At 69.8% G+C, this 11,906-nt stretch carries 13 protein-coding genes; 9 read left to right on the top strand and 4 right to left on the bottom strand.

Going from position 1 to position 11,906, the window contains the following annotated elements; all coding sequences use genetic code 11:
- Window positions 1–162: 162 nt before the first annotated feature.
- The 3 genes from VHA73_02295 to VHA73_02285 are packed head-to-tail and all read right to left on the bottom strand — an operon-like array spanning window position 163 to window position 3,459.
- Complete coding sequence (locus tag VHA73_02295; GenBank protein HVX16836.1) at window positions 163–1,065, bottom strand: SDR family oxidoreductase; 903 nt, start codon at window positions 1,063–1,065, stop codon at window positions 163–165.
- A gap of 1 nt (window position 1,066) precedes the next feature.
- Entirely contained in the window at window positions 1,067–1,846 is a 780-nt protein-coding gene (locus VHA73_02290; protein ID HVX16835.1) for an enoyl-CoA hydratase/isomerase family protein, read from the bottom strand.
- 11 nt (window positions 1,847–1,857) lie between these two features.
- The gene (locus tag VHA73_02285; GenBank protein ID HVX16834.1) at window positions 1,858–3,459 is read right to left on the bottom strand and encodes an acyl-CoA dehydrogenase family protein; all 1,602 of its coding nucleotides are present in this window, start codon (window positions 3,457–3,459) and stop codon (window positions 1,858–1,860) included.
- A 164-nt stretch (window positions 3,460–3,623) separates the two neighbouring features.
- Here VHA73_02285 and VHA73_02280 point away from each other — a divergent pair, with 164 nt between their 5' ends.
- The 4 genes from VHA73_02280 to VHA73_02265 all read left to right on the top strand — a co-directional run bounded on the left by VHA73_02280 (window position 3,624) and on the right by VHA73_02265 (window position 6,244).
- Window positions 3,624–4,142 (top strand): MaoC family dehydratase, encoded by a 519-nt coding sequence (locus VHA73_02280; GenBank protein HVX16833.1) that lies wholly within the window; start codon window positions 3,624–3,626, stop codon window positions 4,140–4,142.
- A 6-nt stretch (window positions 4,143–4,148) separates the two neighbouring features.
- Window positions 4,149–4,922, top strand: coding sequence for a class I SAM-dependent methyltransferase (locus tag VHA73_02275; protein ID HVX16832.1), 774 nt, complete (start codon window positions 4,149–4,151; stop codon window positions 4,920–4,922).
- 80 nt (window positions 4,923–5,002) lie between these two features.
- On the top strand, window positions 5,003–5,821 hold the full coding sequence (locus tag VHA73_02270; GenBank protein HVX16831.1) for an A/G-specific adenine glycosylase: 819 nt from the start codon (window positions 5,003–5,005) through the stop codon (window positions 5,819–5,821).
- A 75-nt stretch (window positions 5,822–5,896) separates the two neighbouring features.
- A complete protein-coding gene (locus VHA73_02265) occupies window positions 5,897–6,244 on the top strand; it encodes a hypothetical protein (GenBank protein HVX16830.1) in 348 nt (115 codons plus the stop codon).
- Window positions 6,245–6,341: 97 nt separating this feature from the next.
- On the opposite strand, the gene VHA73_02260 is transcribed toward VHA73_02265, so the two are convergent.
- Window positions 6,342–7,226 carry an alpha/beta hydrolase gene (locus tag VHA73_02260; protein ID HVX16829.1) on the bottom strand — a complete coding sequence of 295 codons (885 nt, stop codon included), beginning with the start codon at window positions 7,224–7,226 and terminating at the stop codon, window positions 6,342–6,344.
- Window positions 7,227–7,482: 256 nt separating this feature from the next.
- Here VHA73_02260 and VHA73_02255 point away from each other — a divergent pair, with 256 nt between their 5' ends.
- The 5 genes from VHA73_02255 (at window position 7,483) to VHA73_02235 (ending at window position 11,905) form a co-directional block, all read left to right on the top strand.
- Window positions 7,483–8,235 (top strand): MBL fold metallo-hydrolase, encoded by a 753-nt coding sequence (locus VHA73_02255; GenBank protein ID HVX16828.1) that lies wholly within the window; start codon window positions 7,483–7,485, stop codon window positions 8,233–8,235.
- Window positions 8,236–8,395: 160 nt separating this feature from the next.
- Complete coding sequence (locus VHA73_02250) at window positions 8,396–8,896, top strand: flavin reductase family protein (protein ID HVX16827.1); 501 nt, start codon at window positions 8,396–8,398, stop codon at window positions 8,894–8,896.
- An 87-nt stretch (window positions 8,897–8,983) separates the two neighbouring features.
- Window positions 8,984–10,102 carry an ATP-binding cassette domain-containing protein gene (locus VHA73_02245; GenBank protein HVX16826.1) on the top strand — a complete coding sequence of 373 codons (1,119 nt, stop codon included), beginning with the start codon at window positions 8,984–8,986 and terminating at the stop codon, window positions 10,100–10,102.
- Complete coding sequence (locus VHA73_02240) at window positions 10,102–11,007, top strand: sugar ABC transporter permease (GenBank protein HVX16825.1); 906 nt, start codon at window positions 10,102–10,104, stop codon at window positions 11,005–11,007. The genes VHA73_02245 and VHA73_02240 overlap by 1 nt, the downstream gene beginning before the upstream one ends.
- Window positions 10,994–11,905: a carbohydrate ABC transporter permease gene (locus VHA73_02235; protein ID HVX16824.1), complete on the top strand. Its 912-nt coding sequence runs from the start codon at window positions 10,994–10,996 to the stop codon at window positions 11,903–11,905. The genes VHA73_02240 and VHA73_02235 overlap by 14 nt, the downstream gene beginning before the upstream one ends.
- Window position 11,906 lies beyond the last annotated feature (1 nt).

Genomic DNA, 11,906 nt, shown 5'->3' with positions numbered 1-11,906 from the left:
GGAGACCTCGACTGCTCCCCGGCTCGAACGGCTCATCGTACTCCGACGGGGCTGGCCGCCGACCACGCCGCGTGGTGGCCTCGGAGGTCCGCTGGGCCGGTGTCGATGACCGGTGCGGGTCGGACTCGTTGTCGGAGCGAGCCTCCCGGCCCGGCGGACGGGTCAGCGACGCGCGTCGGGATCGAACGGGCCGCGCCCCATCTGGTCGCGGACGGTGGCCACGGGAGGGTTGGTGAGCAGGCGCCGCTGCCAGTTCGCCCCGTCGACCACCAGCGTGTGGCCGGAGATGAACCGGGCGTATGGTGAGGCCAGGAACGTGGCGGCCCATCCCAGCTCCTGGCGTTGGCCGACGCGCAGGGCCGGCTGGCAGACGTCCTTGTCGCTGGTGCGGTCGAGGTTGCCGGTGATGTCCGCGGTCATGTCCTCGTGCGGGAACAGACCCGGCACCAGCGCGTTGACTTGGATGCCGTACGGGCCCCACTCCACCGCCAGCGTCTCGGTGAGGTTCTTCACGCCGGCCTTGGCGGCCGCGGAGTGCGCGAAGCCCGGCCCGCCGGTCCAGGCGTACGAGGCGCCGACGTTGATGATCGAGCCGGGCGTACCGGCCGCTAGGTGGCGGCGACCGAACTCGCGGGCGCAGTAGAAGGTGCCGTTGAGCGTGATGTCGACGACGGTCCGCCACGCGTTGGGGGACAGGTCCTCGGCGGGCGACGGGAAGTTGGCCGCCGCGTTGTTGACCAGCACGTCGGGCAGCGCGAACGCCTCGGTCGCGGCGTCGAACGCTGCCGCCACCGAGTCGGGGTCGCGGATGTCGCAGACCACCGCCGCGAACGGCGCGCCGAGCTCGGCCATGGCGACTCCGGCGGCGTCGAGGTGCTCGTGGCCCCGGCTGGCGACCACGATCGACGCGCCGAGGCGGGCGAACTCCGCGGCGATGGCCTTGCCGAGGCCGGTGCCGCCGCCTGTCACCAACACCACCGAGGTGTCGAACGTGCCGGGCCGGAGCGCGGTCTCGCCCGGCGGCGGAGGTGCGGGGATCCCGGGCGGGGTGTCGGTGCCGGCCATGTCAGCTCCCCGTGTAGCGGGGTGGGCGCTCGCCGGCGCGGGCGGCGCGGAGCTCGGCGAAGTCGTCGCTGCGGTTGATGAAGGTCTGGTAGATCACCTCATCGGCCATCGACGCTCGCACCGCGGGGACGGACAGGTGCCGGATCACCTCGCGGGCCATCTTCACGCTCACCGCGGGCGCGGCAGCGATCTGGCCGGCCATCTCCCGCACCGTGGCGTCGAGCTCGGCCCCGGGCACCACCCGGCTGACCACGCCGTGGGCCAGCGCTTCGTCGGCGTGCATGACCCGGCCGGTCAACACCAGGTCGGACACCACACCCGGCCCGCAGATCTGGTGCAGCACCGCCACCCCACCGGTGTCGGGGATCACGCCGTGGGTCATCTCCGGCAGCCGGAAGCGGGTGCCCTCGGCGGCTACTCGGATGTCACACAGCAACGCCCGCTGGAACGACCCGCCCATCACCCATCCCTTGCAGGCCACCAGCACCGGCGCATCGAGCTCCCAGAGCTGTTGGATGCCGCGGTGGCCTCGTCGCATCAGCTCGTGGTGCGACAAGTCGACCTTGAGCGTGCCGATCGAGGCGACGTCTCGTCCCGACGAGAACGACGTGCCTTCGCCGCGCCAGATCACGGCCCGGACCTCGGGGCGGCCGCGGAGCTCGGTGAGGATCTCGAACAGCCGGACGTCCATCGCGTCGTCGAACGCGTTGTGCTTGTCGGGTTGGTCGTTGGTGATCGTGGCGATCGCGCCGTCGACCTCCAAGCGGATGCGGTCGGTCATCGGCGCGCCCTTCACCCGGCGGTGGCGACGAGCCGACGCGCGATCACTTTCAGGCACAGCGTTTCATCGGCGCCTTCGAAGATCGACAGGACGCGTGCGTCGACGAAGTAGCGGCTCACCGGGAACTCCTCGGCGTAACCCATGCCGCCGTGGATCTGCAGCGCTTCGCGCGTGACCCACTCGGCGGCCTTGCACACGTAGGCCTTGACCATCGACGCCTCGAGTGTGCCCTGGCCCTGCGACATCTGCCGAGCCACGACGTAGGAGAACTGCCGCGCCGCCTGGATCAGCACGATCATTCGGCCGAGCTTGGCTTGGGTGAGCTGGTACTCGTCGATCGGCTGGCCGAACACGACCCGCTCGTGGGCGTAGTCGCGGGCGGCCTCGTACGCGGCTTGCATCACGCCGATGGCGCGCGCCGCGGTCTGGAGTCTGCCGTTCTCGAAACCCGCCATCTGGTAGTAGAAGCCCTTGCCCTGCCCGCCTTCGAGCCCGATCTGGTTGGCGGCCTCGACGAACCAGTTGTCGAACGAGATCTCGTAGCTGTGCATGCCGCGGTAGCCGAGCGTGTCGATGGCGCGACCCTCGATCTTGCCGCCGCCCGGCGCGCCACCGTCGGCACCGGCCTGTTGGGTGAACTCGAAGCCGTGGCCTTCGCCGCGGGGCTTGGGCACGATGAACATCGACAGGCCCTTGTGGCCGAGCGACCGGTCGGGGTTGCTGCGGGCCAGCACCATCAGCACGTCGGCCCGGGCCGCGAACGTGCACCACGTCTTGACGCCGTTGATGACCCAGCCTCCGTCGACCGCGGTGGCGGTGACCTTCACGCCGGCGACGTCGGACCCGAAGTCGGGCTCGGTGACGGCCACGGCGTTGAGGACCTCGCCCGACGCGAGCTTCGGCAGCCAGGCCTTCTTCTGGCCCTCGGTGCCGCCCGCGAGCAGGGCGCGGGTCAGGATCTCGGGTCGGGTGATGAGCGAGCCGCCCGCGCCGAGCGATCCCCGTGACAGCTCCTCGGTGGCCACGACCATGCCGATGTACTCGGACTCGCCCCCGGTGCCCCACCCGCCGTACTCCTCGGGGACCGACAAGCCGAACGCGCCCATCTCTGCGAGGCCCGAGATGATCTCCTCGGGGATGTCGAGGTTCTTGCGGTGGATTTCCTCGGCACGTGGCTTCAGCACGCTCTCGGCGAAGCGCCGGAACGTGTCCTGCACCATGGTGAAGTCGCCGTCGAGATGGCGGGGGCCGGGGTCGTCGATCGCGGCGAGGAACTCCGGCGCGGCGTACGTGGTGACGAACCCGCGGGCGCCGTCGAGCGCGCCGGGCTCCACACCCCACTCTGCTTCACGGCCGAACAGCTTGGCGGCGAGGTCGCGGACCGCGTCGGCCACGTAGGCCACGGTGATGCGTGCCTCCAGGTCGCCGTTGGCGCCGTAGCCGAGCAGACCTCGGGCGGTCTCGATGGCGGCGGCGGCGTGGGCCAGGTCGTACGCGAGCACCTGCTGGTCATCGATCGACCCGCCGGCCGCCAGCTTGCCGACCCCGGCCGACACCACACCCGAGGCGAGGTCGACGACGGACGCGGCGAGTTCGAGATCCGGGGCGGTCATGGAGCGCAGGTTACCGATCGGTCATTCCCGCTTCGGAATCCGCGGTGATGCCCCACGGCCAGCCCCGGCGACAGGCCGGGGACGGGCCCGTGCCGGCTGGCAGGCCGGCCCGGGGCGACGCGTACCATGGCAGCAACCCTGAGCCGGAGGATCCTTCTTTGACCGTGTACGAGCGCCCTTTTGGCCGGTACTACGAGGACTTCGTCATCGGCGACATCTACCGGCACTGGCCCGGCAAGACGATCACCGAGGCCGAAGACCACATGTTCTGCATGATGACCATGAACCACCACCCGTTGCACACCAACGAGTGGTTCGCCGAGCACGAGTCGCCCACTGGGCGCAACGTGGTGGTCGGCAACCTCGTGTACTCGCTGGTGCTGGGCATGAGCGTCCCCGACGTGAGCGGCGCTGCCGTGTTCAATCTCGAGGTGGAGTCGCTCCTGCACCGCAAGCCCACCTTCCACGGCGACACGATCTACGCCGAGACCCGCGTGCTCGACAAGCGCGAGACGTCCAAAGGCGACCGCGGCATCGTCACGGTCGAGACCAAAGGCATCAACCAGCGCAGCGAAGAGGTCTGCTACTTCCGCCGCAAAGTCATGGTGTGGAAGGCCGCCAGCGCCCCGCAGCGCCAGCGCCCCTACGACGGCACCGACATCTGGGCCGAAGGCGAGGCCTGAACCGCGGTGCCGCCCGAGGCGCCTGAGCCGGGCATCCCCGAGGTCGCAGCCACCGGCTTCGACCGGGCCGCTGCGGAATACGAGCGCTCGCGGCCGGGCTACCCGGCCGAGGTGATCGACCTGCTGGCGGCTGAGCTGCCGGTCCACCCGCGCTCGAGGATCCTCGACCTGGCGGCCGGCACCGGCAAGCTCACCCGGGGCCTGGTCCGCACCGGCGCGCGGGTGATGGCGCTGGAGCCGTTGGAGGGGATGCGCCGCCAGCTCGAAGTCGTCTGCCCCGACGTCGAGCTGGTCGGCGGTACGGCAGAGTCGATCGACGTGGGCGACGAGTCGCTCGATGCCGTCACCGTGGCCCAGGCGTTCCACTGGTTCGACTTGGAGCAGGCGCTGGCTGAGATCGCACGGGTCCTGCGGCCCGACGGCGGGCTGGCGGTGTTGTGGAACGTACGGGACGAAACCGAGTCGTGGGTTGCCGACATGAGCCGCGTGATCCGTTGGGACGAGCGTCAGATCGCGGACTACAAGACCACCGACTGGCCGTCGGCGTTGCGTGCATCGGGGCGTTTCGAGCGGGTGACCCGCCACCAGCACCGCTGGGAGCAATCGATGACCAAGGAGCGACTGGCCGATCGGGTGCGGTCGATCAGCTACGTCGCCGCGTCGCCCGAAGCCGACCAGCAACAGGTGGTTGACGAGGTGCTCGCGCTGGTGGCCGATCTCCCTGACACGTTCCCGCTTCCGTACGTCACCGACATCTACTGCTGCCACCGCATCGAATGATCCATCCGCTGCTGGACTGGTCGGACCGAACGAGGCGCGACCTGCCGTGGCGTCGCAGCCGGGATCCCTGGTCGGTGCTGGTGTCCGAGCTCATGCTCCAGCAGACCCAGGTGGTGCGGGTGATCCCCAAGTACCACGCCTTTCTCGCACGCTTTCCCACGGTCGGGTCCTGCGCGGCCGCGGCCGCCGGCGACGTGGTGCAGCTGTGGGCCGGTTTGGGCTACAACCGCCGGGCGCTCAACCTCCACCGCTGCGCCGGCGTGGTCGTCGCCGAACACGGTGGTGCGCTGCCGCGTTCGATCGGCGAGCTGATGGCCCTACCCGGCATCGGTCCGTACACGGCACGGGCGGTCGCCGCGTTCGCGTTCGCAGCCGACGTCGGGGTTGTCGACACCAACGCGGCGCGGGTGCTGGCCCGCTGGGCCGGCCGGCCGCTCCGCAAGGCCGAGGCGCAAGCGCAGGCCGACCAGGCGGTGCCGCCGGGCCAGGGCTGGGCGTGGAACCAGGCCGTCCTCGACCTGGGGGCAACGGTGTGCACCATTCGCTCGCCGTCGTGTGGCGAGTGCCCGGTGGCATCGACGTGTGCATGGGCGGTAGCTGGTCGTCCCGACCCGGACCCGGCGGTGGGCACGGCCGGGTCGTCGCGCCCCCAGTCGCGCTTCGACGGATCCGACCGCCAGGGGCGGGGTCGCCTCGTCGACGCGTTGCGCGCGGGGCCGGTGCGCGCCGAGCCCGAGGTGCTCGCCGAGGTCATGGGTTGGCCCGGCGACCCGGACCGGGCCACCCGGGTGGCGCGCACGCTGCTCGACGACGGCCTCGCGGTCGAGGTCGGGTCCGCCACCGCGGTCTGGCTCGAGCTCCCCTCCGTCTCATCGCCGCCCGAACCCACCCTGCTGTGAGCACTTGACAACCGTGGGCGTGGCTTTCTGCTCACAGCAGCGTCATGATCGGGTGTCGCGGGCCTCTCATGGGGCGTGAACGACGACGCGATCCGACTGCTGGCCGACGAATTGACCGGGTACCACGACCCGCGACTGGACTTGCGGACCCTCACCGGCCTGCACGAGCAAGGCATGCGGCGGCTGACCCGGCTGATGGGCGACATCGGCGACCGCTACGTCGGGCCTGACCGCCACCTCGTCTACTTCGCGTTGCGGAGCGTCGGCGTGGAGGCCGAGCGCGCCATGCGCCTGCGGTCGAGCCTCGACCGCTTTCCCGAGTGGACGTGGCGGCCGATCCTCCGTGCCCGGGTCGACAAGATCGTGGGTTGTCTCACCGAGGTGCACCGCTCGCCGGCCTTCCGATCCCTCGGTGCCGCCTGACTTGGCCCGCCTCACTGCTCGTGCTGGACGCTCCGTGCCGGCTCCGCCTGCGCCTCTCGCCCCCGTCAGCTCCTTCGTGTCGGCGCCGGCTGCCGGATCACGACGAGGTGAGGTGGGCGACGACCGCCGCGTTCACGACGTCGGGCTGCTCCAGATGGAGGAAGTGGCCGGCGTCGGCCACGATCTGCATCTGCGAGCCCGACGGTTCGAGGAACGCCGCCGCCTGCTCCGCCAACTCGACGCCCATGCAGCCGTCGTCGGCGCCGTGGAGGTACAGCGTGGGGATCGGCGGGGGCGCCATTGCCGATGCCTCGATCGCATCGAGCTCGGGATCGCGGGCGCCGTCGCCGAGCATGGCCCGGTAGTAACCGATCGCCGCGCCGAGGTTGGCGCTGTCGCGCAGCGCGTCCTTGACCAGCGGGAGGTCGTGGCCCGCGTCGTAGCCGGGGGACCAGTCCTCCCAGAGGTGGTCGACGAACCGCAAGTCGTCCCCGGCGACCACGACATCGGCGAGCGGGTGCTGGAAGAAGAACATGTACCAGGACCGGCGCAGCTGGGCGTACTGCATGATCCCGCCACCTGCGATCGGCATCGGTGGCACCGCGGCGGTGACGGCCCGTCGCCAGCGGTCGGGTTGGTTCCCGATCGCGGCGTACGTGCCGATCGCACCCCAGTCGTGGCCGACGATCACCCCCGGCTCGCCACCGCCGAGCGCGTCGTGGAGCGCGTTGGCGTCCAGCGCGAGCGCGCCGCTCTGATAGCGACCATCGCTCGGCACCGCTGATGGGGCGTAACCGCGGAGCCACGGTGCCACGGCGTGGAACCCGGCGTCCGCGAGCTGCGGCAGCAGGTGGCGCCAGGTGTGCGCCGAGTCCGGGAAGCCGTGCAGGCACAACGCCAGCGGACCGTCGCCCATCTCGAGGTACGCGGCCCGGTAGCCGTTGATCTCGACGCTGGCCTGGTTCGGTGTCCGATCGGTCATGGCCGGAACGTAACCCGCGGCAGGCGGTCGCCGCATCCGCGCCGGAGGCCTTTCGACGTGCCTGACGTCACTCCGGACTCACCGGCTTGCAGCGAAAGGTAACGTGCCGGTGAACAACTGCAGGAGGGGCCAGACAGGGGGACTCGCGCTGGTCACCATCACCTTTTACGGAGTCAGGGGATCCACTCCCTGCCCGTCACCAACCAATGCTCGGTACGGCGGCAACACCGCGTGTGTCGCCCTGACCGCGCACGACATGGACCCGATCGTGTTCGACTTGGGCACGGGCCTGCGGTTCTGGGGTGAGGACCTGCCGCACGACGGGTCGTTTCGCGGCACCGCACTCGTGACGCACCTGCACTGGGACCACGTGCAAGGCCTGCCGTTCTTCACCCCGATCAACCGTGCCGGTGCCGAGCTCGACGTGTATGCACCACCCCCTGAGCCCGGTTGTTCGGTGGCCGCCGCGTTCGACGATTTCATGCGCCCGCCCTACTTCCCGGTGCGCAGCACCGACCTGTTCGGCACGATCCGGTTCCACGACGCGTCCGACACCGACCTCGCGATCGGGCGGGCGAAAGTGCGGGTCCGCTCGGTGCCGCACGTCGGCGCCACCAACGGCTACCGGGTCGAGCTCGACGGCTATTCCGTCGCGTACGTCAGTGACCACCAGCAGCCGTGCGACGGGTCATCCCGCATCGCCGGCTCGGTGCTCGAGCTGTGCGGCGGTGCCGACCTGTTGATCCACGATGCCCAATACGACAGCGGTGAGTTCGCCGAGAAGACCGAGTGGGGTCACTGCACGGTCGACTACGCGGTGAACGTGGCGGTCGAAGCCGGCGCCAAACGCCTGGCCTTGTTCCACCACGACCCAGCGCACGACGACGATCGCGTCGACGAACTCCTCGGGTACGCGCGGGGGCTGGTGCCGTCGGGCCATGAGCTCGAGGTGCTGGCCGCGGGCGAGGGCATGAGCGTGGTGCTGGCCGCACCGGTGACCATCGCCTGAGGGCGCGCGCCGATCGGTCGCCCCGATCGTGCGTCACGGATCGATCCGCCAGGCTGCGCCGGGCGCGACCAACGCCACGTGTTGATGGGTCGGCCCGCCGATTGGCTCGCCTCCCAACCACTACGCTCCGCCGGATGCACGGCGGACCGGTCAGCGCACCGTGACCGACATCAGCGAGCCCGACCGCGAGACGGTCGACGAGGCTCACTTCCGCCAGGTGCTCGGGCACTTTCCGACAGGCGTCGCGGTCATCACCAGCGAGGTGGGCTCCACCCCGCTCGGCTTGGCCGTCGGCTCGTTCTTCTCTGTCTCACTCGAGCCGCCGCTGGTGGGTTTTTGTGTGGCCGCGACGTCGAGGAGCTGGCCGCGCATCCGCGAGACGGGTCGGTTCTGCGCCAACGTGCTCGCGGAGGGTCAAGAAGCGCTGTCGCGCGCCTTCGCGTCGTCGGGAGCCGACAAGTACCAGGGGGTCGGTTGGCGGCCGTCGCCGCTGGGTTGTCCGGTGCTGACCGACGTGCTGGCGTGGATCGACTGCAAGATCGAAGGGGAGCTGTCGGCCGGCGATCACGCCATCGTGCTCGGCCGGGTCGCCGGGCTCCAGGTAGAGCGTGAGGGACGTCCGCTGGTCTTCTTCCGCGGTGGCTACGCCGGCATGACATGAGCGGACCTGATGCGACCCAGACCGCACCGGCCGGCGCCGGGCCGGCCTGGACCGACCCGTAGAGCCAACCGTAGGGATCGGAGACACATGGTGGGCGTGGCGTTCGACCAGGTCACGAAACGATTCGGCGGCACGACCGCCGTCGACCGGCTCGACCTCGTGGTCGACGACGGTGAGTTCATGGTGCTGCTCGGTCCCTCCGGTTGCGGCAAGACCACCGCATTGCGGATGGTGGCCGGCCTCGAGTCGGTCACCGAAGGGAAGATCTCGATCGGCGACCGCGTGGTCAACGATGTCGAGCCCCGCGATCGCGACGTGGCGATGGTGTTCCAGAGCTACGCGCTCTACCCGCACCTGACGGTCGCCAAGAACATCGAATCGCCGCTGATGGTCCGACCCCAGCGCGTCGAAGGCGAAGCCGAGCCCCGCAAGCTGACCCACACCGAGCGCACGCAGCGCATCGCGGAAGCCGCCCGGGCGCTCGGCTTGGAGCCGTATCTGGGTCGCAAGCCCGGTGCCCTGTCGGGTGGGCAGCGCCAGCGGGTTGCGTTGGCGCGGGCCATCGTGACCCGGCCGAGGGTGTTCTTGATGGACGAACCGCTGTCGAACCTCGACGCCAAGCTCCGCACCCAGACCCGCACCGAACTGGTGGAGCTGCACCGGCGTTTCCCCGCCACGGTCCTGTACGTCACGCACGACCAGATCGAGGCCATGACCATGGCCACCCGCATCGCCGTGATGTCCGACGGCCACCTCCAACAAGTCGGGACCCCGAAGGACATCTACGACCGCCCGGCCAACTTGTTCGTCGCCCGTTTCATCGGGGCACCTCCGATGAACACGTTCGACGCCACGGTGGTCGTGGCCGATGGGCGACCGGTGTTGGCGGTCGGCGCCGACCGCCTGGCCGTCCCGGTCGGGGCCCGTGGCGCGCTCGTCGAGGGCCAACAGGTGGTGGTGGGGCTGCGGCCGGAGCACTTGGCGCTCGGTCGGACCGACACCGGGCCATCGCTGACGGGACGGGTCGTCAACATCGAGTGGCTCGGCCACGAGTCGCTGGTGGTGGCCGACGTGGGTGATCAGCGAGTCACAATCCGCCAGCGGACCGGCCAGGCCCAACCCGTCGTCGGCGAGACCGCACCGCTGGCGGTGCGCCCTGACCAGGTGCACGTGTTCGACGCCGACACCGGGCAACGGATCGGCTGATGGCCGCCGCGACTGCCGCCCCGCTCGACCAGGGCACCGGCGCGGGCCGATCCAAGTGGTGGCGGCGCGACGGCTCGGTCGCGGCGCTGTGCCTGTTGCCGTCGTTGGTGATCTTCGCGGCGTTCTGCTTCTTGCCGTTGTGGCGGCTGGTGAACATCGGCTTGTACCGGTCGAACGACTTCGGCACCCGCCAGCACTACGTCGGGTGGAGCCAGTACTGGGACGTGCTGACCGGCTCGGAGTTCCGCGACGGACTCGTGCACTCGCTGCTGTACGTGCTGTACACGGTGCCGGCCGGGTTGGTGCTCGGCACCGTGCTGGCGGTGGTGGCGAACCGGCGGTTGCGCGGGATCCGGATCTTCCAGACCATCTTCGCGTCCACCATCGCGACGTCGGTGGCCGTCGCGGCGGTGATCTTCTTCGTGTTGATCAACCCCGTGGTCGGCATGTTCAACCAACTCAACTTGTTGAGCCGGCCGGGTTGGGCGTTGTTCGGCGTGTCGCTGTCGTCGATCTGGCAGAACCTCGGCTTGTGCTTCGTGATCGTGCTGGCTGGCTTGCAGGCCATTCCCGAAGAGCTGCTCGAGGCGGCCACGCTCGACGGATACGGATCGGTGCGCCGCTTCTTCAAGGTCACCTTGCCGTTGCTGTCGCCGATCCTGCTGTTCCTCGTGGTGGTGCTCGTGGTGTTCGGGATGCAGTCGTATGCGCAGATCGAAGTGCTGACCGCTGGCGGTCCGGTCCATTCCACCGAGACGCTGGTGTGGAAGATCTTCCACAGCCAGACGCCCGCCAAGGCGGGTACCGGGGCGGTCATGTCGCTCGGGCTGTTCGTGGTGACCGCGATCATCTCCGCGCTGCAGTTCGCGCTGTTGTCGAGGCGGGTGCACTATGGCAACGACTGACACCGATCGCGTCGAGCCCGCGGCGCCGCGGCTGGGTGGCGGCACGGCGGTCGCGATCGACGTGGGTCGTGGCGGTGCACCCCGCGTGCTGCGCAACGCGGGGTGGTACGTGGCCCTCGTCGCGCTGTCGGTCGTGGTGCTGTTCCCCGTCTACATGATCGTCGTGCGGGCGCTGTCGAACCCCGACGCCTACTTGCGCGCCGGCACGCCGCCGTATCCGGTGCACATCGAATGGAACGTCTTCTCCCGGGCATGGGGCGCCGGCAACTTGTCGCACAACTTGTTGGTGTCGGCGCTGGTCACGATCGGGATCACGGCAGGTCAAGTGGTGACGTCGTGCCTGGCGGCGTACGCGTTCGCGTTCTTGCAGTTCCGGTTCAAGCGGCTGGCGTTCGCACTGTTCATGGCCACCTTGATGCTGCCGATCGAAGTCACGCTGATCGCCAACGTCGAGACCATGCGGCGGCTCGGGTGGCTCAACACGTACCAAGGGCTGGTCCTGCCGTTCCTGGCCACCGCGCTCGGCACGTTCTTGATCCGCCAAGGCTTCCTCGGGGTTCCGAACGATCTGCGCGACGCCGCGCGGCTCGATGGTCACGGCCATCTCCGGTTCCTCACCCGCGTGGCGATCCCGCTGTCGCGGCCGGTCATCGCCAGCTTCACGGTGATCGCGTTCTTGTCGGCGTGGAACCAGTACCTGTGGCCGCAGGCCGCCACCACCGGCACGCGATGGGACACCGTGCAGATCGGCCTCGCGTCGCTCAACGGCTCCGATCCGGCGCACTACAACGTGGCGTTCGCCGGGGCGATCCTCGCCGCGCTCCCGATCGTGGTCGTGCTGATCGTCTTCAGTCGCCAGATCATCCGTGGTCTCACGGCCGGGGCGGTGAAGGGATGAG

The sequence above is a fragment of the Acidimicrobiales bacterium genome (genome assembly GCA_035547835.1).
In the GTDB taxonomy this organism is placed as follows: Bacteria; Actinomycetota; Acidimicrobiia; order Acidimicrobiales; family Iamiaceae; genus DASZTW01.
Note: the sequence above shows the minus strand (reverse complement) of the source record. Positions and strands in the feature narration are given on the sequence as shown.